The sequence below is a fragment of the Pseudonocardia alaniniphila genome, from assembly GCF_022524485.1.
Classification (GTDB): domain Bacteria; phylum Actinomycetota; class Actinomycetes; order Mycobacteriales; family Pseudonocardiaceae; genus Pseudonocardia; species Pseudonocardia alaniniphila.
The window spans coordinates 144,912-167,950 of the sequence record NZ_JAKXMK010000016.1; the positions used below are offsets into that span (position 1 = coordinate 144,912).

At 71.9% G+C, this 23,039-nt stretch carries 20 protein-coding genes; 9 read left to right on the forward strand and 11 right to left on the reverse strand.

The genetic code is table 11. The features are described from left to right. Nucleotides 1–15: 15 nt before the first annotated feature. The 5 genes from MMF94_RS19635 to MMF94_RS19655 all read right to left on the reverse strand — a co-directional run bounded on the left by MMF94_RS19635 (nt 16) and on the right by MMF94_RS19655 (nt 5,134). Nucleotides 16–627 carry a hypothetical protein gene (locus MMF94_RS19635; protein WP_241038487.1) on the reverse strand — a complete coding sequence of 204 codons (612 nt, stop codon included), beginning with the start codon at nt 625–627 and terminating at the stop codon, nt 16–18. Nucleotides 628–631: 4 nt separating this feature from the next. Next, nucleotides 632–1,768 (reverse strand): VldE C-terminal domain-containing protein, encoded by a 1,137-nt coding sequence (locus tag MMF94_RS19640; RefSeq protein WP_241038488.1) that lies wholly within the window; start codon nt 1,766–1,768, stop codon nt 632–634. A 3-nt stretch (nt 1,769–1,771) separates the two neighbouring features. Continuing rightward, nucleotides 1,772–2,455, reverse strand: a complete 684-nt coding sequence (locus tag MMF94_RS19645) for a hypothetical protein (RefSeq protein WP_241038490.1) — start codon at nt 2,453–2,455, stop codon at nt 1,772–1,774. After that, nucleotides 2,452–3,360: a hypothetical protein gene (locus MMF94_RS19650; RefSeq protein WP_241038493.1), complete on the reverse strand. Its 909-nt coding sequence runs from the start codon at nt 3,358–3,360 to the stop codon at nt 2,452–2,454. The genes MMF94_RS19645 and MMF94_RS19650 overlap by 4 nt, the downstream gene beginning before the upstream one ends. A gap of 265 nt (nt 3,361–3,625) precedes the next feature. Continuing rightward, nucleotides 3,626–5,134, reverse strand: coding sequence for a glutamate-cysteine ligase family protein (locus tag MMF94_RS19655; RefSeq protein ID WP_241038494.1), 1,509 nt, complete (start codon nt 5,132–5,134; stop codon nt 3,626–3,628). Between the two features lie 175 nt (nt 5,135–5,309). Between MMF94_RS19655 and MMF94_RS19660 the strand changes: the two genes are divergently transcribed. Both MMF94_RS19660 and MMF94_RS19665 read left to right on the forward strand, forming a co-directional pair. Beyond that, nucleotides 5,310–6,122, forward strand: a complete 813-nt coding sequence (locus MMF94_RS19660; protein WP_241038496.1) for a TrmH family RNA methyltransferase — start codon at nt 5,310–5,312, stop codon at nt 6,120–6,122. A gap of 4 nt (nt 6,123–6,126) precedes the next feature. After that, complete coding sequence (locus MMF94_RS19665; RefSeq protein ID WP_241038498.1) at nt 6,127–6,684, forward strand: DUF2537 domain-containing protein; 558 nt, start codon at nt 6,127–6,129, stop codon at nt 6,682–6,684. A gap of 11 nt (nt 6,685–6,695) precedes the next feature. On the opposite strand, the gene sepH is transcribed toward MMF94_RS19665, so the two are convergent. From sepH to MMF94_RS19680, 3 genes are all read right to left on the reverse strand, one after another. Beyond that, a complete protein-coding gene (sepH, locus tag MMF94_RS19670) occupies nt 6,696–7,769 on the reverse strand; it encodes a septation protein SepH (protein WP_241038499.1) in 1,074 nt (357 codons plus the stop codon). A gap of 240 nt (nt 7,770–8,009) precedes the next feature. Further along, nucleotides 8,010–9,146, reverse strand: coding sequence for a phosphoserine transaminase (serC, locus tag MMF94_RS19675; protein ID WP_241038500.1), 1,137 nt, complete (start codon nt 9,144–9,146; stop codon nt 8,010–8,012). Beyond that, on the reverse strand, nt 9,143–10,249 hold the full coding sequence (locus tag MMF94_RS19680; RefSeq protein WP_241038501.1) for a GlxA family transcriptional regulator: 1,107 nt from the start codon (nt 10,247–10,249) through the stop codon (nt 9,143–9,145). Before MMF94_RS19680 ends, serC begins: the two co-directional genes overlap by 4 nt. A gap of 71 nt (nt 10,250–10,320) precedes the next feature. Between MMF94_RS19680 and MMF94_RS19685 the strand changes: the two genes are divergently transcribed. Then, nucleotides 10,321–11,592, forward strand: a complete 1,272-nt coding sequence (locus MMF94_RS19685) for an MFS transporter (RefSeq protein WP_241038502.1) — start codon at nt 10,321–10,323, stop codon at nt 11,590–11,592. A gap of 19 nt (nt 11,593–11,611) precedes the next feature. Here the strand turns inward: MMF94_RS19685 and MMF94_RS19690 are convergent, their stop codons facing one another. After that, a complete protein-coding gene (locus MMF94_RS19690) occupies nt 11,612–12,727 on the reverse strand; it encodes a citrate synthase 2 (RefSeq protein ID WP_241038662.1) in 1,116 nt (371 codons plus the stop codon). Between the two features lie 364 nt (nt 12,728–13,091). Here MMF94_RS19690 and pdxH point away from each other — a divergent pair, with 364 nt between their 5' ends. The 6 genes from pdxH (at nt 13,092) to MMF94_RS19720 (ending at nt 20,877) form a co-directional block, all read left to right on the forward strand. After that, nucleotides 13,092–13,742, forward strand: coding sequence for a pyridoxamine 5'-phosphate oxidase (pdxH, locus tag MMF94_RS19695; RefSeq protein ID WP_241038503.1), 651 nt, complete (start codon nt 13,092–13,094; stop codon nt 13,740–13,742). Between the two features lie 206 nt (nt 13,743–13,948). Beyond that, the gene (locus MMF94_RS19700; protein ID WP_241038504.1) at nt 13,949–15,325 is read left to right on the forward strand and encodes an MFS transporter; all 1,377 of its coding nucleotides are present in this window, start codon (nt 13,949–13,951) and stop codon (nt 15,323–15,325) included. An 83-nt stretch (nt 15,326–15,408) separates the two neighbouring features. Further along, the gene (locus tag MMF94_RS19705; protein WP_241038505.1) at nt 15,409–16,767 is read left to right on the forward strand and encodes an APC family permease; all 1,359 of its coding nucleotides are present in this window, start codon (nt 15,409–15,411) and stop codon (nt 16,765–16,767) included. Between the two features lie 95 nt (nt 16,768–16,862). Next, nucleotides 16,863–18,161 carry a citrate synthase gene (locus MMF94_RS19710; protein WP_241038506.1) on the forward strand — a complete coding sequence of 433 codons (1,299 nt, stop codon included), beginning with the start codon at nt 16,863–16,865 and terminating at the stop codon, nt 18,159–18,161. A 118-nt stretch (nt 18,162–18,279) separates the two neighbouring features. Continuing rightward, a complete protein-coding gene (locus MMF94_RS19715; RefSeq protein ID WP_241038507.1) occupies nt 18,280–19,668 on the forward strand; it encodes a cryptochrome/photolyase family protein in 1,389 nt (462 codons plus the stop codon). Nucleotides 19,669–19,779: 111 nt separating this feature from the next. Next, on the forward strand, nt 19,780–20,877 hold the full coding sequence (locus MMF94_RS19720; protein ID WP_241038509.1) for a sunset domain-containing protein: 1,098 nt from the start codon (nt 19,780–19,782) through the stop codon (nt 20,875–20,877). Between the two features lie 27 nt (nt 20,878–20,904). Here MMF94_RS19720 and MMF94_RS19725 read toward each other — a convergent pair whose 3' ends face one another. Next, nucleotides 20,905–22,092 carry an ABC transporter permease gene (locus tag MMF94_RS19725; RefSeq protein WP_241038511.1) on the reverse strand — a complete coding sequence of 396 codons (1,188 nt, stop codon included), beginning with the start codon at nt 22,090–22,092 and terminating at the stop codon, nt 20,905–20,907. Next, nucleotides 22,089–23,015 (reverse strand): ABC transporter ATP-binding protein, encoded by a 927-nt coding sequence (locus MMF94_RS19730; RefSeq protein WP_241038514.1) that lies wholly within the window; start codon nt 23,013–23,015, stop codon nt 22,089–22,091. Before MMF94_RS19730 ends, MMF94_RS19725 begins: the two co-directional genes overlap by 4 nt. Between the last annotated feature and the right edge of the window lie 24 nt (nt 23,016–23,039).

A 23,039-nucleotide genomic window follows, 5' to 3' on the forward strand; every position in this document is an offset into this window, starting at 1 on the left:
GGCACTCCTGTCGCATCAGTGCTCCCCGGAGGGGAGATCGGGGGTGTCAGGGGAGTCGGCGGCCACCAGCCACCGGCCGTCCGACTGGCGGGCCAGCACGACGTAGCGGGTGACGAGCTCGACCACGACCTCGCCACCGGGCGGCCCCGTGGCCGTGCCGACCTCGGCGCGGTATCCGCGCCGCACGTCGTCGTGGTCGACGGCCACGAGCTCCAGCGCGGTGGCCGCCGCGGTGCGCAGAGCGCCCGGAGGCGGCGGGTCGAGGACCACTTCGCCGACCGCCCCCGGAGCCGTGTCCGGCGCCGCGTAGCCCGCCGCCCGCCGGTGCGTGCGGCCCGTGTCGGCCGGCGTGACGGAGTGGGCGGCGGCGAGGTACGCCCGGGCGACGGCCTCGGGATCGGTGAGGTCGACGCCGGGGTCGACCGGGAGGGGAGGGGCGCCGCGCTGCACGGGCGGCGCGTCGAGCGCGACGCGGTCGTCCTCGCTCAGCGTGCCGCCGAGAGGGGGGTCGCCCGACGGGGGCGCGACACCGGCGGCCGCGCCTCCCACCAGCACCAGCGCCATCACGGCCACTGCGGCGGCAGCGAGTGCGGCCAGCAGGGGCACCCGGTGGTCTCCACGCTTCACGGCGTCACTCCCGGAAACTCACGTGAACGTGGTCGAAGTGGCCGCCGGTGGCGTCGCGGACGTCGTAGACACCGCCGCCGGTGTAGCGCCGGCCCCACCCGCCGTCGTCCTTGACGCTCGGGTCCCAGTAGCGGCCCTGCCAGATCAGGTACTTCACCCGCAGCGGCTCGGCATTGGCACGGAACCAGTTGGCCACCTGCCAGCCGTTGTCCAGCTCGGCCCCTTTGGGGAAGGTGCCGGCGGTCGTGGGGAACAGATCGCACGCGCGGCCACGCGAGTGGTCGCTGCGCGGATTCCAGGCGTGCTTGTCCCAACAGCCCGCCGAGCGGATGAGGGGCCCGCCCGACCAGCTGCCGAAGGCCGCCGCGGCCGCTTCGAGGCCGTGGCGCGTGGCCCCGGTGAGACATCCGTCGCCGGTGGGGTCGGGTGGCCGGCAGGCGGTGGCGCCACCGGTCCACGCCGCCGGAGCGGCAGCCGGGGCCGGCACCGGTGCGGACGCAGGCGGGGGTGGCGCGGCGAACCGTTCCAGGTTGCTGTGGACCGCGGCGATGTAGCGGCGCACCACCTGCGCGCACCGCTCGCCGCAGCCGGCCTCCCCGGCCGCGGGTACGCCGGTGGCGCTGTCCGTCACCCGGCCGCACCCCGCGATATGGCAGACGAGCATGGCGTCGAGCGGATCGGTCTGCTTGCCGGTCGACTTCAGGTGCGCGGTGACGGCTCGCAGGTTCGCGCAGACCCACGGCACCGCGATCCGGAGATGCTCCTGAGCTGTGAGGACCTGGTCGTCCGGGTGGGGTGGGTCCGACCGCCAGGCCTGCCCACCGGCGGCCTCCCAGTTGCCGCGGCTGAACTGGTACAGCCCGGCCGGTCCGCCGGAGCGCTCGGACTCCAGCGCCTGGTCCCACCCGGACTCCGCCTGAACCTGGGCCACCACCCACAGCGGTGGCAGTTCGGGGCACTGGGTCGTGGTCAGTTCGGTGATCAGCGGGAGCGACTCGCGGGCGAGCGCAGGCACGCGTTCGACGGCCACACCCGACACCGACGGCGGCACGGGTGCCGGCGTCGCTCCCAACAGGAGCAGCCCGGCAACAGCGGCCAGCACCGGTGTCGCCCGTCCGCGCACCCGGGACGATCGACTCACTGCTCACCCCGCTCGTCCCGCCGCGACGGCTTCGCCGGTGGCCTCGGCCTCGAGCGCGTCGTCGTCGGGCTCCAGGTCCGGTTCGAGGCGTGGGACGGGCACCGGCGCGACCGGGCGTGGCGCGGCGATCAGGACGGGCTGGAACCGCGTCGCTCGTTCGGCCGGCCGCATGACCGGGACGGGGATCGCCCTCGGCGGATCAGCGCTCGGCCGGGCCAGCAGCGGCGGCACCGGCCTGGCGAGCAGGCCCGACCCGACGAGGGCCGCGACGAGCGCGCGCAGCGCTGCGGCGTGCTCGCGCAGCGGGCTGGTCAGCTGCTCCGGTGGCTGGGCCAGTACGGCGGCGGCGTCATGGTGGGTTGTCGTCAGGAGGTGCCACTGGGCCACGTGCGGGAGCGCGACGACGGCCTCGAAGCGCTGGTGCAGCGCGTGGCGGAGGCCATCTGCCGGTGCGTGCTCGTCGCCCGGCCCGAGGGTGACCGCGAGGATGGGGCGTGGGCGGGCCGGGGCGCAGACCAGGGTGGCGGCATGCCGCAGCGACGCCTGGCGGCACACCACGATGTCGGCTCCGCGGGCGGCGCGTGCCTCGAGCCGCCCCCCGTCGTGGGCGTGCAGGGCGGCGGCGAGCGTGGTGGCGCCGTCGCCGGCGGCGAGCCCGACGATGACGGGCTTGCGGACGGTGCTCACCAGGCACCCGCCGCGCGGGGTTCGCTGAGCGGGTCGTCGTCGGCGAGCGTGTGGTCGTCGGCAGCGATGGCGGGCGGCGGCTGCGGCTCAGGCTCCTCGCCGAGCGTCTCCTCGCCCGCGTCGACCACGAGGCGGCCGCCCTCCGACACCACGGCGACGCTCAGCCGTATCCAGGACGACGGGAGTCCGCGCCAGCCGCGGCCGGTGGGAGCGGGGGCGGACGCGGGCGTGCCGACGGTGCTCCCGGGCTCCGGCCCGGTGCCCGTGGCCCGGTCGGCCTCCCGCTCGCCCACGCAGCGATACGGCGTGACCCGGACCCTGACGTCGACGAGCACGCGGCCCTCGCCGTCGGGGCTCACCCGGCCGGGCAGCGCGAACTCGGCGCGCTGCCGCCCGTGGCCGGACCAGCCCAGATGCGCCGGGTCGGCGCCGGAGGAGGCCAGATAGTCCTGCAGCACGCGGCCCCGCCGCTGGGGGTCCTCCTCGTCCCAGGACAGGTAGTCGACGGCGAAGGCGCCGGCCAGGGCGGCCGCTTCGGCCGGGTGGGGCGTGGGTGGGCCGGGCGGCGGTGGCGCTGCTTGCCCCCACCAGCCGGGCGGCTGGGGCGCGGGTGGCCGGGGAGCCGGGACGGCGGGGATCGGCGGGAAGCCGACGGGGTCGGTGGGGGGATCCGCGGGTGGTACCGCGCCCTGCGGCGGCAGCGGGCGCGCCGCACGCGTGGCCGGTCCGGCGACCTGGGCGGGCCAGGGAGCACCCGCACCGACCGGTGGCGGGCCGGCGGCACCCCAGGGCGGCGGCGGGCCGTAGGGACCAGGAGGGCCGTAGGGCCAGGCACCGGGCCCGGGCGGCGCGGGTGAGGGGCTTGCCGGCGTCGGGGCGCGGCCGAAGAGCCGGAAACGGGCCACGGCCGTCACCGGCCGCGGCCGGGGAGCGGCCTGCGAAGGGTCGGATGGGGTCGATCGGGCATGGTCCCCCCGTTCTGCGGGCGCGCGAGATCGCACCCGCAGCGGGGCGCCGGGGCGCGCGGACTAGTGGTGAGGACGACCGGATCGGCCGGTCGACCTGCGGCTATCTGGGATCGGCCGCGATCGGAACGGGATCGACACTAGGAGCGGGGCACAGCGCCACGGGGCGGAACGGGAAAGGGCTTTGCGATGGTGAACGGACCGGTCAGGCCGGAACGGGCCAGTCGCTCACCGGTTCGTTGGCCGCTGAGGAGTCCAGGTAGCGCTGGAGCATGCCGCGCAGCGCCGTGTGCCGGTCGGCACCGCGGGCCTCCAGCGCCGCCACGGTGTCGAGCTGCCAGGCTGCCCCGGTGCGCCGGTTGAGGCAGCGCCGCTCGATCACCGAGAGATAGCGATCGCTCACCTCGGCGGAGACGCCCCAGCGGCGCAGCCCCTGGGCGGCCTGCGGAAGCAGCTTGCGCAGAACGAGCTCGTCGGGACGGATCCAGCCGCTGCCCGGCCAGTAGAGCGGGCCTTCCATGCCGTGCCGCGCAGCGGTGGTGAAGTTCTCCTCGGCGGCCTCGAAGGACATCGAGCTCCACAGTGGCCGCTCGGCCTCTACGAGCTCACGCAGCAGCCCGTAGAAGAACAACGCGTTGGCCACCATGTCGATCGGGGTCGGCCCGGCCGGCAGTACGCGGTTCTCGATTCGGACGTGCGGCATCCCGTCGGCGACGTCGTACACGGGCCGGTTCCAGCGCCAGATGGTGCCGTTGTGCAGCCGCAGCTCGTCGAGGCCGGGTACGTGACCGTCGTGCAGCTCGGCCATCGGGTCGGTGTCCTCGGTGACGGGCATCAGCGCGGGGAAGTACCGCCCGTTCTCCGAGAACAGGTCGAGGATCGAGGTGATCCAGCGCTCGCCGAACCACACCCTCGGCCGCACGCCCTGGTTGCGCAGCTCGGGCGTGCGCACATCGCAGGACTGCTCGAACAGCGGGACCCGGGTCTCGGCCCACAACCGGGATCCGAGCAGAAACGGGGAGTTGGCGGCGACGGCGAGCTGCACGCCTGCCAGGCACTGCGCGGCGTTCCAGTACCCGGCGAACGCGTCGGGGTGGACCTGCAGGTGCAGCTGCATGGAGGTGCAGGCCGCCTCGGGGGCGATGGAGTCGAAGTCGGCGGTGAGGTGCTCGGGCTCCACCCCGTGCTTGCCCGACGGGTCGTCGCCTGCGATGTCGAGCCGGATCGGCTCGCCCCTGGCGTTGAGCATCTGCTCGTTGAGCATCTCGTAGCGCTGGTCGGGCGACAGGGCGTCGGGAACGAGGTGGCGGCGTTCCAGGGTGGGGAGGATGCCGATGACGGCCAGGAGGGCGCCGCAGTCCCGTGCTTTCGCCCTCGCGACGGCGAGTTCGTCGAGGAGCTGGTGCTCCAGGTGGCGCCACTGGTCGCCGGGGAGCGGCCGGGGAGGCAGGTTCAGCTCGAGGTTCCAGCGGCCGAGCTCGGACTGGAACTCCGACGACCCGATCGCGTCCAGCACGTCGGCGCCGGTCAGGGATGGTTCGAAGTCGCGGCCGACGAGGTTGAGCTCCACCTCGATCCCCGTCATCGGCTCGTCACGGGCGAACGGGTGCTCCCGCAGCATCAGGGCGAGGACATCGAGGCAGCGTTGCACTTTCGCCCGGTACTGCTGTCTGTCCCGTCGACTGAACGTTCGCCGGTCGACGTCCTGGCCCATGCGTGCGGTGCCTCCTGCCCCCGGGCCGAGCCGGAGTGTCTCGATGCTCGGACCGAGCAGTCCTCGGGCGGCGGGCGCCTCCGGGCGGTTGTCAACCGTGACACGGTGGGTGAACCCGCCGCTACGGCCGACCGGATGACGGAGCCGACACGCCGCGGCTGGGACGATTCGGAGCGTGGCGACCATCATCACTCTCGACGATCCGGGTGACCCACGGGCGGATGACTACCGGGACCTCACGTCCGCCGACCGGCGCCCGGACCGGCCGGGAGGCCGCGGCCTCGTGATCGCCGAAGGGGTGGTCGTGGTGCGGCGCATGATCGACTCGCCGTACCCGGTGCGCTCGCTGCTGGGCGTGCGGCGGCGGATCGACGAGCTCGCAACCGATCTTGCCGGGCTGGCGGTGCCTGCCTACGCCACCGACGCCCCGACGATGGCCGAGGTCGTCGGTTTCCATCTCAACCGGGGGGTGCTCGCGGTGGCGGATCGGGCGGCGCCGCCCGATCCGGCGGCGCTGGTGCGCGACGCACGTCTCGTGGCGGTGCTCGAAGGTGTGAACGACCACGAGAACCTCGGCGCCCTGTTCCGCAACGCGGCGGCGCTCGGAGTCGACGCGGTGCTGCTCGGGCCGCGCTGCTCCGACCCGCTCTACCGGCGCAGCGTGCGCGTCTCGATGGGACACGTCCTGCGGGTGCCGTTCACCGAGCTGCCCGGCCCCTGGCCTGCGTCGCTCGACGTGCTGCGGGCTGCGGGCCTGCGGGTGGCCGCGTTGACACCGGCAGCCGACGCCGTGCCGATCACGGCATCGGGGCTGCAGGGAGAGCGCGTCGCGCTGCTGCTCGGCGCGGAGGGCCCTGGTCTCTCGGACGAGGCGCTCGCCGCGGCTGATCTGCGGGTCCGGATCCCGATGGCCACCGGGGTGGACTCCCTGAACGTCGCTACCGCGGCCGCCGTCGCCTTCCACGCCGTGGGATCAGTCGTAGGGTGAGGCCGTGGAGCTCGTCGCGGGGGGCCGGGTCGTACTCGGGGAACGACAACCGGGCGACCCTGCGTTGCCACGCGATCTGCAGGAGGCGCTGCGGGAGTGGGCGGCGTTCGCGGTGTCGGTGACGCGCTCCGGTGGCCCACGCGAGCTCGAGCTTCTGCAACGACGCGGGCGTCAGCTGGCGTCGCGCGTGGCCGACCACCTCGGCCGCTCCGTGGAGTTCACCGATCCGATCACCGGGGAGGTCGAGTCGATCCAGGTGGGTTCCACCGGCCCGATCCCGCGGACGTCGGGCGAGCCGACCGGACCGACGCCCTGGGCCACGGGACTCGCCGTCTCCGCGTTCTTCGCGGTGCTCATCGCGTTCGCCGACATCGCGCTCAGCCGCGCGTTCGCCGAGGCGTTCGGCCTGCTGTGGGTGCCGGCCAACCTGCTCGTCGGGCTCGGCCTGGCCCCGTCGCTCTACCTGCTGCGGGCCACGCCGTTCTGGCGCTGGCCGGCGACGGGCGCGGCGGCAGGCCTGGTGGCGGCGTGGCTCGTGCTGCTGCTGGGGCTGCTGGGCTGAACGGCCGGCGGTCAGCGCTGGCCGCGCACTCCCAGGAGGACCTCGTCCCAGGACGGCATCACCGGCTTGCCCTTCTTGGTGCGCCGGTTCGTGGTGGGCGCCTCGGGCGCGGGCTGGCTCGCGGCCGGTTCCTCGGCCACGGGCTGCTCGGCGGCAGGCTCGGCCACCGGCTTCTCGGACCGCGGGGGCGCAGCAGGCTGCTCGCGCTTCGCAGCCGGGGCAGCCGGGGCGGGAGTGGTGCGGGGCTCGGCCGGTGGCTGGCGTTGAGCCGGCGGCGCGGCCCGGCGAGGCTCGGGCGCGGGGCGAGCGACCGGGCGCTCCGCCGCGCGTGACGTCTCGGAAGCGGTGTGGTCGCGGCCGCTGTCGATGCGCCCGCTGGCGCGCACGGTGTCGGAGGCGGCTGCGCGCAGCTCCTCGGTGTGGTCGGGCGCGGGCGGCTCCGGGATCTCCTCGGTGCGGCCGAGCTCGATGACCGGTCCGACGGTGCGCAGCGGCCGTGCCGGCAACCCCTCGACCAGGTCGCTGGCGTGCTCGTCCACAGCAGTGACCGTGCCGCCGTTCGCCCCGGGCTGGAACGTCCAGTGCGCGCGATTGTCCGACCGGCCCGCGCGCCAGGACAGTGCGACGACCCAGCGGCCGTCCTCGCCCTTCCACGAGTCCCACTCGGCCTCGCCGTAGTTCTGGCCGCGCAGCCCGAAGGTGTGGGCCACGACGTCGCCGAGCATGCGTGTGTCGGGTCCGTCGGCACGCACCGGATGGGCGCGCTGCGCCACCTCCGCCGTGCGCGAACGTTCCAATAGCACCGGGTACGCGAAGCGTTCGATCTTCTGCAGCGGCACACCTGCGGCCGTGGCGACCTGCTCCACGGATGCTCCGGCACGGATGCGGGCCTGGATCTCGCGAGGGCGCAACTGACTCTCCAACTCGATCGCGATCTGTCCGAGCCGGGAGAGGTCTCCCCGTGCGGCAGCACGTAACTGCTCATCCGCCGGTACGGTGAAGCGCTCGTGGCGAACAGGATCCTCGAGAACGACGGAGATCTCACCGCCGCTCTCGGTGATCCCGACGACCCGCAGCGCCCGCATCGACGGCCTCCCCGCTCTCGTTCTCCCCGTCTGGGTGACGGTAGTTGCCGAATCGCAACCTGAGGTGGAGGCGCGCCGGGCCGGTGCAACGTCGCCTCACGTCGACGCTGCCCCGGTCAGCGCTTCCCCCCGCGCGCAGCATTGCACGTTTTCGCCTCAGAGGCGCACTGATCCGACATTACGGTTTCGACTACCCAGTGTCACCGGTGGAGATCGAAACAGGACGCGACCGGTGGACGGTCAGGCCATCTGCTCGACTACCCAGTCGATGCAGGAGGTGAGGGCCTGCACGTCGTCCGGCTCGACCGCGGGGAACATGCCGATGCGCAGCTGGTTGCGCCCGAGCTTGCGGTAGGGCTCGGTGTCGACGATCCCGTTGGCCCGCAGCGTCTTGGCGACCGCCGCCGCGTCCACCGAGTCGGCGAAGTCGATCGTGCCGACCACCTGGGACCGGTGCTTCGGGTCGGCGACGAACGGCGTGGCGAACGAGGACTTCTCGGCCCAGGTGTAGAGCCGCCCTGACGAGTCGGCGGTGCGGGCCACACAGGCGTCGAGGCCGCCGAGCCCCAGCATCCAGTCGATCTGGTCGGCCATCAGGAACAGGGTGGCGACGGCGGGCGTGTTGTAGGTCTGGTCCTTGCCCGAGTTGTCGACGGCCGTGGCGAGCGACAGGAACGGCGGGATCCACCGGTCGGTGGCCGCGATCTCGGCCACCCGCTCCAGGGCGGCGGGGCTCATCAGCGCGATCCACAGGCCGCCGTCGGAGGCGAAGCCCTTCTGAGGCGCGAAGTAGTAGACGTCGGCGTTGCTCATGTCGACGGGCAGCCCGCCTGCACCCGAGGTGGCGTCGATCGCGACGAGCTGGCCGTCGGTGGAGCCGTCCGGGCGCACGACGGGAACGGCGACGCCGGTGGAGGTCTCGTTGTGGGCCCAGGCGAGAAAGTCACACGACGGATCCGAGGTGGGAGTGGGGGCGCTGCCGGCGTCCGCCTTGACGATGACCGGGTCGCCCAGGAAGGGGGCGCCGCCGGTGGAGTCGGCGAACTTCGACGAGAACTCGCCGTAGGCCAGGTGGAGGGCGCGCTCGCGCACGAGGCCGAATGCCGCGGCGTCCCAGAACGCCGTGGTGCCGCCGTTGCCGAGCACGACCTCGTAGCCGTCCGGTAGCGAGAAGAGGTCGGCGAGCCCGGCGCGAATGCGCCCGACCAGCGACTTCACCGGCTTCTGCCGGTGCGACGTTCCCATCACAGCGGCGCCGGCGTCGGCGAGCGCGGCGAGCTGCTCTGGGCGAACCTTGGACGGGCCGCAGCCGAAATGCCCGTCGGCGGGCTTGAGCTCGGCGGGGATCTTCAGGTCGGTTGTCGTCGAGGCTGTCACCGCTCCAGTGTCGCAGCCGTTGGCGTGTCGAGCCGGGTGTGGGTACTCACGGAATCGTGACGGGACACCCGTCCGGACCTGTGCTGATCGTCCTGGGCGGCGGCGCCGTCGCCGCGGTATGTACGCCGGTAGACCAGCGGCGACACCCCGATGGCGGCGTGCAGATGCAGGCGCATCGACGTGGCGGTGCCGAACCCCGCGTCGGCCGCGACGCGCTCCACAGGAAGGTCGGTGGTCTCCAGCAGCCGCCGCGCGAGGGCCACCCGTTGCATCGCGAGCCAGCGTGCGGGACTGAGTCCGGTCTCGTCGCGGAACCGCCGGGTGAACGTCCGCACGCTCATCGCGGCGTGCGCGGCCATGTCGGCGAGGGCGAGGGGCGTGCCGAGCTGCTCCAAGGCCCATGCCCTGGTGGGGGCGGTGCCGGGACCGCCGGGGTCGGGGAGCGGTTCCATGAACTGGGACTGCCCACCGTCGCGCCACGGTGCCACCACGCTGCGCCGTGCCACGCGATTGGCCACCGAGGCGCCGTGGTCGCGGCGCACGATGTGCAAGCACAGGTCGATACCCGCGGCGTTCCCCGCGGACGTCAGCACGTCACCGTCGTCGACGTAGAGGACGTCGGGATCGAGCAGCACCGCAGGGAACATCGCCCGGAACGCGGCGGCGTGCATCCAGTGGGTGGTGGCCGGGCGGTCGTCGAGCAGGCCTGCCGCGGCGAGCACGAACGCCCCGGTGCAGATGGACACCATGCGGGCGTCGAGGCCGTGCAGCGCGGCGGCGAGCTCCGGCTCGAGCTCGCCGTGCTCCCGCGCGGTACCGCTGTAGATCCCGGGGACGACCACGGTGTCGGCCGTGCGCAGGATCGACGCGTCGTGCTCGGGCAGCACCTGGTATCCGGCCGAGGTGCGCACCGGTCCGCCGTCCAGGGTGGCGACGCGCACGTTGTAGAGCGGGCGCTCGTCGTCGTCGACGGCCCCGCCGAGCAGCCGATGCGGCAGGCCCAGCTCGAACGCCACCACGGTGGGCAGAGCGAGCACGGCGACCTCATGGACGCGGCGGAGGTCGTCGCCGGGGGTACGGGCCTGTCCGTTGGGAAGGGCCATGGCCGAATCCTTACACATGATGGCCATCGGGCCACTTTCGTCCCGAGTGGGCAGCATTGATCCTTACCGGCGTGACCGAACTCAGTACACCGGCGCGCACGCGTCGCATCCATCCCGCCTGGTGGGCCGCGGCCGTCACGTTCCTGGCGCTGGTCGGCGCCGCGGGTTTCCGGGCCGTCCCCGGCGTGCTGATGGACCCGCTGCACATGGAGTTCGGCTGGTCGATCTCGACGATCTCACTCGCCGCCGCCGTCAACATGGCCCTCTACGGGCTGACGGCGCCGTTCGCAGCCGCGCTGATGGAGCGCTTCGGCATCCGTTCCGTGGTCACGGTGGCGCTGGTCGTGGTGGCAGCCGGCAGCGGGCTCACCGTGTTCATGACAGCGAGCTGGCAGCTCGTGTTGTGCTGGGGCGTGCTCGTCGGGCTGGGCACCGGGTCGATGGCACTTGCGCTGGTGGCGACGGTGACCGGACGGTGGTTCGTCGCCCGTCGTGGGCTCGTCTCCGGCGTGCTCACGGCAGGCGGTGCGGCGGGCGGCCTCGTGTTCCTTCCGCTCGTGTCCCAGCTCGCCGCGGCGTACGGCTGGCGGCCAGCCGCTCTCGTCGTGGCTGCCGCGGCGCTGGCCGTGGCCCCACTCGTGATGTGGCTGCTGCGTGACCGCCCGCGCGATGTCGGCGTGGTGCCCTACGGCGGCACCGAGGCCGACGACGTGGACCCGGTGCGGTCGGGCGCGGCGCGGCTGGCAGTGCGGTCGCTGGCCACCGCGGCCAGGACGGGTCCGTTCTGGTACCTCGCGCTGGGGATGATGATCTGCGGCGCTACGACGATGGGGTTGATCCAGCCGCATTTCATCCCAGCAGCTCACGACCACGGGATGCCGCAGACGACCGCGGCAGGGCTCCTCGCGCTCGTCGGGATCTTCGACGTGGCGGGCACGATCGCATCGGGCTGGCTCACCGACCGCGTCAATCCCCGGCTGCTGCTGCTCGCCTACTACGTGCTGCGCGGGCTCTCGTTGCTCGCGCTGCCGTGGCTGTTCGGGCCCGACATCCAGGCGAACATGGTGGCGTTCATCGTGTTCTACGGGCTCGACTGGGTGGCGACGATCCCGCCCACGATGGCGCTGTGCCGGGAGTTCTTCGGCGCGTCCGCGCCCGTCGTGTTCGGCTGGGTGTTCGCCTCCCACCAGGTCGGCGCGGCCCTGATGGCGCTCGGCGCGGGGATCGTGCGCGACGAGCTGGGCGCGTACGACATGGCCTGGTACGTCGGCGGAGCGCTGGCGGTGGTGGCAGGCGTGCTCTCGCTGCTGGTGCGACGGATGCCGTTGCCGGCCCCGGCGTGACCCGGGGCCGGCGCGGCCGTCAGTCGTGCTTGATCTCGCCCCAGCCCTCGACCTCGGACGGCCTGCGCGGGCCGGGGCCGATGTACTGAGCGGACGGGCGCACGAGCTTGTTCTCGCGCTTCTGCTCCAGGATGTGCGCCGACCACCCGGCGGTGCGGGCGCTGGTGAACATCGCAGGCATCATGTGCGGCGGCACCTCGGCGAAGTCGAGGATCACCGCGGCCCAGAACTCCACGTTGGTCTCGATCGGGTGGTCGGGGCGCCGGGAGCGCAGCTCGCTCAGTGCCGCCTGCTCCAGCGCCACCGCCACCTCGTAACGCGGGGCCTTCAGCTCCTGGCACGTGCGACGGAGCACGCGGGCCCGCGGGTCCTCGGCCCGGTAGACCCGGTGCCCGAAGCCCATGAGCTTCTCCCTGCGGTCGAGGATGCCCGTGACCAGCGCCTTCGGGTCGCCGGACCGCTCGACCGCCTCGAGCATCGGCAGCACCCGGGCAGGGGCTCCGCCGTGCAGCGGCCCGGACATCGCCCCGATGGCCCCCGACAGCGACGCTGCGACGTCGGCGCCGGTGGACGCGATGACGCGGGCGGTGAAGGTGGAGGCGTTCATCCCGTGCTCGGCCGCCGACACCCAGTACGCGTCCACGGCCTTGATGTGCGCCGGGTCCGGCTCGCCGCGCCAGCGCGTCATGAACCGCTCGGTGATCGTGCTGCATTCGTCGATGCGCGACTGAGGCACCGCAGGAACGCCGATCCCGCGGGCCGACTGGGCCACGTAGGACAGGGCCATCACCGACGCCCTGGCGAGCTGCTCGCGGGCCTCGTCCTCGGTGATGTCGAGCAGCGGGCGGTAGCCCCAGTACGGAGCCAGCATCGCGAGCGCGGCCTGCACGTCCACGCGGACGTCACCGGTGTGCACCGGGATGGGGAACGGCTCGGCGGGGGGCAGGCCCGGTCCGAAACGGCCGTCGACGAGCAGTGCCCAGACGTTGCCGAACGTCACCTTGCCGACGAGATCCTCGATGTCGACGCCGCGGTAGCGCAGGGCACCGCCGTTCTTGTCCGGCTCCGCGATCTCCGTGCGGAAGGCGACGTGGCCTTCGAGTCCTGGTGTGAATCCCGGCGGCGGCGGGGGTATCTCATGGTCGGCCGTGGCCGGCCCTTTCGAGGCTTCCGCGGTGCCGGAAGGGGTCGTGCCCAATGGGATCGGCGCAGTGGTCACCGCGTCCTCCTCGTCGTGGTGCCCGACAGGGGTCACCGGCCGAAGGCACCGGTGGCGTCGTCGGCCGGGCTTCGCTCGCCGTCCGGCGGAGTGCGTCCGGGCCGGCGCGCCGATCGCGTCCGTCCGGCACGGTTGACGTGCACGGTCGACGCGATCGCGTCACCTTGCCTTCGGCGAGCCCACCGAGGCAACGGGCAGACGGTGTTGGATCCGTCACCGGATCTATCGGACCAAACCGCCGGGTCATAGCGTGACCTCGTAGAACCCGGGGAGGCGCGGCATGGCGGAGCAACTGGCGACGATGCGTGTTGATTACGACAGCGCGGAGCTCGACGTCGCCGCGCTGGCGCCGACCTGGCACGAGCAGCTGGCCCGCTGGCTCGTCGAGGCCGAGGAGGCCGGAATAGCAGAGGCCAACGCGATGGTGCTGGCCACAGCGGGTGCGGACGGCCGTGCGTCGTCGCGGACCGTGCTGTGCAAGGCCGTGGATCCGCGGGGGGTGGTGTTCTACACCAACTACACCTCGAAGAAGAGCCACGACCTGCGGTTCAGCCGCTACGCCTCGGCCACTTTCCCCTGGTACACGATGCATCGGCAGGTCCACGTCCGTGGTCCCGTCGAGCTCGTGACGCCGGAGGAGACGCAGAAGTACTGGGCCACGCGGCCGCGCGGGGCGCAGCTCGGTGCGTGGGCGTCGGCACAGTCCACGGTGGTGCGCGACCGCCGGTCCCTCGACGACGCGCTCGAAGCCGCCACGCGCCGCTTCGCCGACGATGCCGCGGTGCCGGCGCCACCGCATTGGGGCGGCTGGCGGCTCGCGCCGGAGCAGGTGGAGTTCTGGCAGGGCCGCGCCAACCGGATGCACGACCGGCTGCGCTTCGAGGTCGACGGTCACGATCGCAGCTGGAGGGTGCGCCGGCTGGCGCCGTGACGCCGGCCGCGGGACGCCGGCCACCGTGATCCTCGGCACTCATCGCTCGCGCGATCCGGGCCCGGCGATCCGCGGACGGCGCTCGTCGTTCGTGGATGCGCAGGTGAAGGTCGCGTTCGGAGCCCGGCCCGAGGGTGGACAGCGGTTTGTCCGGTTGAGGTGTTGGTCGGAACTCTCGGTACAGAGGTGGTACTCGTATCCGAGTGATGCCCGGACCCGACGAACCCACCCGCCCGAGCAGCCTGGGTCCGGAAGCTCCAACCGGGCGGATCGACACAGGCCCTGACGCGCCGACACGGCGCACCGCCTTCACCACCCAGCGGTTGCGCGTGATCGCCCGTAGCGCGCTGGCCGACACCCGCCCGCTGCGTACGCCTGCCTACCGGCGCCTCTGGAGTGCCGGTGTGGTCACCGTGGTCGGCTCGCAGTTGTCGGTGGTGGCCGTCCCCACCCAGATCTACCAGCTCACCAACTCGTCGGCGTACGTCGGGCTGACGGGCGTCTTCGGGCTGGTGCCGCTGGTCGTGTTCGGGCTCTGGGGCGGCGCCATCGCGGACGTGATGGACCGGCGCGTCCTGCTGCTGGCCTCGGGTGGGGGGATCGCGCTGTCGTCGCTCGCCCTGTGGGTGACAGCGGCGAGCGGCGTCGGCGGCGTGTGGAGCGTGCTGGTCCTGTTCGCCGTGCAGACCGCGCTCCTCGCCATCAACCAGCCCACCCGCAACGCGGTGATCCCCCGCCTGCTGCCCGCCGAGCAGCTACCGGCGGCCAACGCGCTCAACATGACGGTGCAGCAGGTCGGCGCCATCGCCGGACCGCTCCTGGCCGGGGTCCTGATCCCGGTCGTGGGGCTGCCGACGCTCTATCTCATCGACGCCATCGCGCTGCTCGCCACCCTCTGGGCCACCTGGCGGCTCCCCTCGCTCCCGCCGGAGAAGGCGGTCACGCGCCGCGCCGGGGCCCGCCAGGTCATCGAGGGGTTCCGCTACGTCGCACTGCACAAGGTCCTGCTGGTGTCGTTCCTCATCGACGTCGTCGCCATGGGCTTCGGGATGCCACGGGTGGTGTTCCCCGAGATGGCGCACACGGTGTTCGGCGACCCGATCGCCGGCGGACCGGCCCTCGGGCTGCTGTTCGCCGCGATACCCATAGGCATGGTGGTGGCCGGCCTGTTCTCGGGCTGGCTCACACACGTGCGGCGGCAGGGCGTGGCGGTCACGATCGCGATCTGTACGTGGGGGGTCGGCATCGCCTTGTTCGGGCTGTCGGGCTCGCTGTGGTTCGCGGTGCTGTTCCTCGCCGTGGCAGGCGCAGGCGACATGGTCAGTTCGGCGTTCCGGAACTCGATGCTGCAGACGGTGGCCACCGACGACATGCGTGGCCGCATGCAGGGTGTGTTCACCGTGGTGGTGGTCGGCGGCCCGCGGCTCGCGGATCTCTGGCACGGGCCTGCCGCGGCCGCGGTGGGTCCCTCGGCGGCCGTCGCGGCGGGCGGCTTCGCGACGATCGTGTTCGCGATCGTCGTGGTCGCGGTGTTCCCGGTGTTCTGGCGTTACCGCGCGCCGGTGGCAGCCGATCGGCCATGAATCGTATGACGGGCAGGTATCGATCCTGACAAACCGGACGGCCACCGGATGACGTAGGGCGCATCAACAGTCACCATCATCGTATGACTGATGTGAGCACGGTCACTGGCCAGCCGGCTCTGAAGCGGGCGATCGGTCCGAAGCTGCTGCTGTTCTTCGTGATCGGCGACATCCTCGGCACCGGCATCTACGCGCTCACCGGATCGGTGGCAGGCGTGATCGGCGGCGCGTTGTGGGTGCCGTTCCTGCTGGCCTTCATCGTCGCTTTCATCACGGCGTTCAGCTACCTCGAGCTGGTCGGCAAGTACCCGAGGGCGGCCGGTGCGGCGCTCTACACGCACAAGGCGTTCGGCATCAACTTCCTGACGTTCATGGTCACGTTCACGGTGATGGCGTCCGGGGTCACGTCCGCCGCCACCGCGGCCAAGGCGTTCGCCGACACCTACCTGCGGCAGTTCATCGAGCTGCCCACCTGGGCCGTGGCCGCGGCCTTCATCGTGGGGCTCGCGTTGATCAACTTCCGCGGGGTCGGGGAGTCGGTCAAGGCCAACGTGGTGCTCACCCTCATCGAGCTGTCCGGTCTGCTGCTCATCATCGGTGTGGGCATCGTCGCGGTGGCGGGCGGAGCAGGGGAGCCGTCCCGGCTCGTGGAGATCAACACCGGGGAGACCACCGCGTTCATCGCGATCACCGCCGCCACATCGCTGGCGTTCTTCGCGATGGTCGGCTTCGAGGACTCCGTCAACATGGCCGAGGAATGCCACAACCCGCCGAGGATCTTCCCGCGGGCGATGTTACTCGGCATGGCCGTCGCCGCGGCCATCTACGTGATCATCGCGGTGCTGTCCTCGATGCTCGTGCCTGCCGACGACCTCGCCGCGGCGAAGAGCAGCGCCCTCTTCCGCGTGCTGGAGGTGGGGGCGCCCGGGTTCCCGCTCGGCGTGTTCGCCGTGATCGGTCTGTTCGCGGTGGTGAACTCCGCGCTGATCAACATGCTGATGGCGAGCCGCCTGCTCTACGGGATGTCGAACGAGCGGGTTCTCCCGCGGGTGTTCGGCAGGGTCCACGAGGGCCGCCGGACGCCCTGGTTCGCGATCATCTTCACCAGCGTCATCGCGATCATCCTGGTCGGAAGTGTCGACATCACGCAGCTCGGCGGCACCACGGCCCTGCTCCTGCTGGCCGTCTTCACCGTCGTCAACATCGCGGTGCTCGTGCTCCGCAAGGACAAGGTGGAGCACAACCACTTCCGCGCGCCGGCCTGGAGCCCCTACGCCGGCATCGTGCTTTGCGGCTTCCTCGCCACGCCCCTGTCCGGCCGGCCGTTGCAGCAGTTCGCGCTGGCTGGGATCCTGCTGGCGGTGGGCGCAGCACTCTGGCTCATCAACTATCTCGTGGTCGGCAGAGTGGACGTGGACCCCGAACAGCTCACCAAGGGCTGAGCGCCCCACGTCACATGTTTCGTCGGGCGCACTCACCCGATCGAGCACTAGCGTTGCGGCCAACCACGAAACGAAGAGTGCGAGGGAACCTCCACATGGCCGACGAGACCACGACCGCTGTTCTGCGCCACCCCGGCGGGGAGCACGCGATGGCTATTCACGCTGGTACCGAAGGTGCGTCCGCCTTCGACATCAGCAAGCTCCTGCCCTCCACCGGGCTGGTCACACTCGATTCCGGCTACGGCAACACCGCAGCGTGCAGCTCGGCGATCACCTACATCGACGGTGACGCCGGGATCCTGCGCTACCGGGGCTACCCGATCGACCAACTCGCCGAGAGCTCCTCGTTCCTCGAAGTCAGCTACCTGCTCATCTACGGGGAGCTGCCGACCCGGTCCGAGCTCGACGCCTTCACCAACAAGATCAGCCGCCACACCCTGCTGCACGAGGACCTCAAACGGTTCTTCGACGGATTCCCGCGCGACGCTCACCCGATGCCGGTGCTCTCGAGCGCCGTCAGCGCACTGTCCACCTTCTACCAGGACAGCCTCGACCCGTTCGACGAGGACGCCGTCGAGCTGTCGACAGTTCGGCTGCTCGCCAAGGTGCCGACGATTGCGGCGTACGCCTACAAGAAGTCGGTCGGGCAGCCCTTCCTCTACCCCGACAACTCCCTCGGCCTGGTCGAGAACTTCCTGCGGATGACGTTCGGCTTCCCGGCCGAGCCGTATGAGATCGACCCTGACTTCGCACGTGCCCTCGACGTGCTGCTCATCCTGCACGCCGACCACGAGCAGAACTGCTCGACGTCCACGGTCCGGCTCGTCGGGTCGTCGCAGGCCAACCTCTTCGCGAGCATCTCGGCCGGCATCAATGCCCTGTTCGGTCCGCTGCACGGCGGCGCGAACCAGGCCGTGCTGGAGATGCTCCAGCGCATTCGCGACGTGGAGGACGGCAACGTCGACGCGTTCGTCGAGCGGGTGAAGAACAGGGACAAGGGTGCGCGCCTGATGGGCTTCGGGCACCGCGTCTACAAGAACTACGACCCGCGGGCGAGGATCGTCAAGCAGAGCGCCGACGAGATCCTCAAGAAGCTCGGGGTCACCGACCAGCTTCTCGACATCGCCAAGGCACTCGAGGAGCGCGCGCTCGCCGACGACTACTTCATCGAGCGCAAGCTCTACCCGAACGTCGACTTCTACACCGGCGTCATCTACCGGGCCATGGGCTTCCCCACCAAGATGTTCACGGTCCTGTTCGCTCTCGGTCGCCTTCCGGGCTGGATCGCCCACTGGCGCGAGATGATCAACGACCCCACCACCAAGATCGGCCGCCCTCGCCAGCTCTACGTCGGTTCCTCGGAGCGTCCCTACGTTCCGATGGGTAATCGCTGAGCTCCTTTCGCACACCGGCGGGGCCGCATCGTTGACGTCCGGCGTCAGCGATACGGTCCCGTCGGCGTTCGGCGGTTGTCGACGCGCGGGATGTGCTCCCCGCCGTTAGCGTCGGCCCATGGGTGACACAGCCGTCGTCTGGTTCCGCCGTGACCTGCGGGTACGGGACCAGCCCACCTTCCTCGCCGCGGCCGGTGCCGCGCGCCGGTCGCTCGCTCTGTTCGTGCTCGACCCCGCGCTGCTCGGACCGTCCGGCCCGGCGCGCCGGACCTTCCTCTACCGGTCGCTGCGCGCGCTCGACCGGGATCTGGGTGGGCGGCTCCTCGTCGTGCGCGGCGACCCTGCCGACGTCGTGCCCGCGGTCGCGGCATCCGTCGACGCGGCCACCGTGCACATCGCGGCCGACTTCGGCCCGTACGGGGTGCGCCGTGACGAGGCGGTCGAGAAGGCACTGGTCGCCGATGGCCTCGAGCTCGTCCGTACCGGGTCGCCGTACGCGGTCGCGCCGGGCCGTGTGCGCAAGGGTGACGGGGAGGGGTTCCGGGTCTTCACGCCGTTCCGGCGGGCCTGGGCCGAGCACGGATGGCGCTCGCCTGCCGACACCGACGCCTCGACGGTCACGTGGCTCGATCCCGCGAAGCGGTGTGGTGGCCCGCGCGCGGTGAGCGTCCCGGAGGACGAGCAGGTGGACGCCGATCTCCCTGACGCGGGCGAGGCCGCCGCGCTCGCCCGCTGGCACGAGTTCCTCGACGCGGGGGTGTCGGGCTACGGGAGCGACCGGAACCGGCCCGACAAGGAGGGCACGTCGCGGATGTCGGTGTACCTCAAGTACGGGGTGATCCATCCGCGGACGATGCTCGCCGACCTGGCGTCCCGGCGCTCGTCGTCGGCCGAGACGTACCGCACAGAGCTGGCGTGGCGCGAGTTCTACGCCGACGTCCTGTTCCAGCGCCCCGACTCCGCGAGGGCGAACTACGACAGCGCGTTCGACGCGCTGCCGCTGGCGTCCGGCCGTGAGGCCGACAGGCTGTTCGACGCCTGGTGCGAAGGGCGCACCGGCTACCCGATCGTCGACGCCGGGATGCGCCAGCTCCGGGAGCAGGCGTGGATGCACAACCGGTTGCGGATGATCGTGGCGAGCTTCCTCGTCAAGGATCTGCACCTGCCCTGGTGGCGCGGTGCGCGTCACTTCATGCAACTTCTCGTCGACGGGGACCTGGCGTCCAACCAGCACGGCTGGCAGTGGACGGCCGGGAGCGGCACCGACGCGGCTCCGTATTTCCGGATCTTCAATCCCGTGCTGCAGGGGGAGAAGTTCGACCCGGACGGCGAGTACGTGCGGCGGTTCGTTCCCGAGCTACGAGATGTGGCGGGAAAAGCCGTTCACCAACCGTGGACGCTGCCCGGCGGTGTGCCGAACGGCTACCCGGAGCCGATCGTCGACCACAAGGCCGAGCGGCAGGAGGCCTTGGCGCGCTACGAGCGGGTGAAAGCCACGAGAGGCTGATCAGGAGACCGCGGGGAACTACTACGCGACCCGCTTAATTGCTCCATATGGGCGACGACCTTACCCTTCGGGACACAGCGACAAGAAGGGTGGGCGATGGCCGGGAAAGACGTGAGGCGGTCGCCGCGGCGTCGCGGTCGGCTCGGGCTGGTCGTGCTGCTGCTGGGCCTTGCCATCTGGTTCGTCCGGTCCCGTCGGGCCGCCGCCAACGTCCGCGTGCAACCGTGGCCGGGCGTGCAACCCGTGCCCGCGCTGGTGCCCCCGGCGCCTGCACAGCCGCTCCTGTCCCCATCGCGAGCGAGCGCCACGATCGCTCCGTCTCCGGTGGTAGTCGTCTCCGAGACGACGACCGACGCACCCTCGACGCCTCCGGCAGAGGCCGTCCCGGTGGAGCCCGAGGCGCCCGCTCCGGTGGCTGCTGCAGCCGAGCCGGTGGAGCCGGCCGAGACCGTTCCGGCGGCGCCCGAGGCGAGCGACCCGGTCGCTTCGGCGGCGCCGGTGGAGCCCGAGCCGGGTGCGGCTTCTGCGGCCCAGGCTGCCGAAGCGGTGCCCGTGCCGGACGAGCCGGCCGCCCCTTCCTCAGCCGTAGGAGAGACGCAGGCGACGCCGGGTAGTCCGGAGACGCCGCCCGCGTCCGAGACGGCCGCCTCGATGTTCGAGCCTGCCGCTTCCGCCGCGCCGCCTGCTCCTGCCGCGCCTGCCGCACCGCCCGCTCCTGCTGCGCCTGCCGCACCGCCCGCTCCTGCTGCGCCTGCCGCACCGCCCGCTCCTTCCGCGCCGCCCGCGCCCGCCGCGGATGTGACGACCGGCTCGACGACCTCGCCCGACGACGCAGAGACCGAGCTCCTGCCGGTGCAGCCCGCCGTCTCGTGGGCGCGGCCGGTGGAGCCGGAGCCGCACTCGCTCTTCACCCCGGCGCCTCCGAGGAGGGCCACCCCCCGATCGGACCGGCCGTCGCCGCGACGGCGCAAGCCGTCGCCGTCACCGCAGACCTCCACGCTGCCCCCTGGCGCGGTCGCCGCGGGCCCGGACGGCTCGGCGCCCGACCCCGAGTACACGATCAAGGCCAGCACTGGCTCCCTGCTCTTCCACTCGCCCGCCAGCCCGTACTTCCGCCGTACCAAGGCGGAGATCTGGTTCCGCTCCGCGGCTGACGCCCAGGCGGCCGGGTTCACCGAATGGGCGCCGAAGAAGCGCACCGAGAGCTGACTCGGCCCCGACCCGGGATCGGACGGGTCAGGAGCGGTTGGTCAGTGCCTCGCGCAGGCTCACCCTGGCGCCCGTGCGCAGCACGGAGTTCCGGTAGACCCGCCCGGCCAGGCGCACCACAACGACGATCGCGGCCAGCGCGATCAGCGCGGACACCAGCACCTGCCACAGCGGTGCCACGCCGAGGGCGTAGCGGGCGGGCATCACGGTCTGTGAGAAGAACGGGACGAAGGACAGCACTTCGGCCACGCCGTTGCGGGGGTCGTTGGGCAGCAGGTTCAGGGTCAGTACGAACGGGATGAGAAGCAGGAAGATCATCGGTGCGACCACCGAGTTGAGCTCCTCCTGGCGCGACACGGTGGACCCGATCGCGGCGTAGAGAGCCGCGAAGAGGAAGAACCCCAGCAGGTACCAGACCACCACCATGACGAACATCCCGACGGCGGCGGTCGGCACGGTCAGCAGGCCTGCGGCGCCGGCGCTCCCCGCGCTGATCGCGCTCAGGATCACCAGCTGCAGCAGCCCGACGGCACCCAGCCCGATGATCTTCCCGGCCATGAGCTGCCACGGCTTGATGGTGGCCAGCAGTAGCTCGACCACGCGGCTCTGCTTCTCCTCCACCACTCCCGTGGCCACGACCTGGCCGTTGCCGCTGAGCGTGAAGAACAACAGGATGACCCCGACCAGGGCGAGTGCGAGCTTCTGCCCGGACTCGGGGTCCACCGGCTGGAGCGTGTCGACGCTCACCTTCGCCCGTGCGGTGAGTTGTGCCGGGTCGATCCCGGCTCCGGTGAGGGCCGACGTCAGGGTCTGCTGCTGCACGGCCGACGAGACGAGCGACTGCAGCCTGCTGTCCACCGAGTCGAGGCCGAGCAGCTCGTAGCCGCCGGCCTCGCCGGTGAACAGGGCGTCGAGGTCACCGGCGTCCACCTGCTGCCTGCCGGCCCCGTCGTCGACCGTGCGCACCGTGAGGTCGATGCCCTGGGCCTTCGCGGCCTGCTCCAGCGCAGGCTGCAGCGCAGCCGTCTGCTGCGTGACACCGAGGGTCTTGCTGTCGGATTCGGAACTGATGTACGCCGAGAGCAGGAACAGGCCGCCGAAGAGGACGATCGTGATCACGATCCCGATCACGAAGCCGCGCGACTTGACCTGGGAGACGAACTCGCGGCGCGCGACGAGCAGCACCACCTGCCGGGGACCGAGCGGGGCCGTCATGCCGCGGGCACATCCCCGGGCTCGGCCGTGGCGGTGGGTCCGGCCTCGACGACGTCGCGATAGAGCTCGGTGAGCGGGGGTCGCCAGCGCCGGAACTCGTGCACCGGGCCTGCCGCCAGTGCCGCGCGCAGGACGTCCTGGTCGTCGACGCCCTCGGCGAGGCGCACTCGGGTGTGGTCGATGTCGTCGCCTGCCACGAGCTCGACGCCGGGGAGGGCGTCTGCCCAGCCGGGGCGCGGCCCGTACACGTCGAGAACGACGCCGTCGCGCGCCCGGAGCTCCCCGACGGTGCCGACGGTGACCATCCGCCCGGCCGCGATGATCCCGATCCGGTCGCACAGGCGTTCCACCAGGTCCAGCTGGTGACTGGAGAAGATCACGGGCACGCCCGAGTCGGCCTTGTCCCGCAGCACGCTGCTCATCACGCCGACGGCCGTGGGGTCGAGCCCGGAGAACGGTTCGTCGAGCACCAGCACCTCGGGGTCGTGCGCCAGCGCCGCGGCGAGCTGCACACGCTGCTGGTTGCCCAGCGACAGCTTCTGCACCTCGTCGCCGACCCGCTCGGAGACCCCGAGCCGCTCCGTCCAGTGCTGCACCGAGGTGGAGGCCTCGGCGGCGCTCAGTCCGTGCAGACGGGCGAGGTAGCGAAGTTGCTCGCCCACTCGCATCTTCGGGTAGAGCCCGCGCTCCTCGGGCATGTACCCGATGCGCCTGCGCAGCTCGGCGTCGATCGGGGAGCCCTTCCAGCGAACCTCGCCCGCATCGGCCTCGAGCACGCCGAGCACGATCCGCATCGTCGTGGTCTTGCCGGCCCCGTTGCTGCCGACGAACCCGAACACCTCGCCTGGCCGCACCGCGAAGGTCACGTCCGCGAGTGCCTGCCGGGATCCGAATCGCTTCGAGATCCCCCCAATGTCCAGCACGCGAGTGACCCTACTGGTCGGTCA

Coding starts and splice junctions, on each gene's coding strand:
- MMF94_RS19700 (WP_241038504.1), top strand. CDS start 13,949: ATGCCCGGACCCGACGAACCCACCCGCCCGAGCAGCCTGGGTCCGGAA.
- MMF94_RS19710 (WP_241038506.1), top strand. CDS start 16,863: ATGGCCGACGAGACCACGACCGCTGTTCTGCGCCACCCCGGCGGGGAG.
- MMF94_RS19715 (WP_241038507.1), top strand. CDS start 18,280: ATGGGTGACACAGCCGTCGTCTGGTTCCGCCGTGACCTGCGGGTACGG.
- MMF94_RS19705 (WP_241038505.1), top strand. CDS start 15,409: ATGACTGATGTGAGCACGGTCACTGGCCAGCCGGCTCTGAAGCGGGCG.
- MMF94_RS19655 (WP_241038494.1), bottom strand. CDS start 5,134: ATGGGCCAGGACGTCGACCGGCGAACGTTCAGTCGACGGGACAGACAG.
- pdxH (WP_241038503.1), top strand. CDS start 13,092: ATGGCGGAGCAACTGGCGACGATGCGTGTTGATTACGACAGCGCGGAG.
- MMF94_RS19725 (WP_241038511.1), bottom strand. CDS start 22,092: ATGACGGCCCCGCTCGGTCCCCGGCAGGTGGTGCTGCTCGTCGCGCGC.
- MMF94_RS19680 (WP_241038501.1), bottom strand. CDS start 10,249: ATGGCCCTTCCCAACGGACAGGCCCGTACCCCCGGCGACGACCTCCGC.
- sepH (WP_241038499.1), bottom strand. CDS start 7,769: ATGCGGGCGCTGCGGGTCGTCGGGATCACCGAGAGCGGCGGTGAGATC.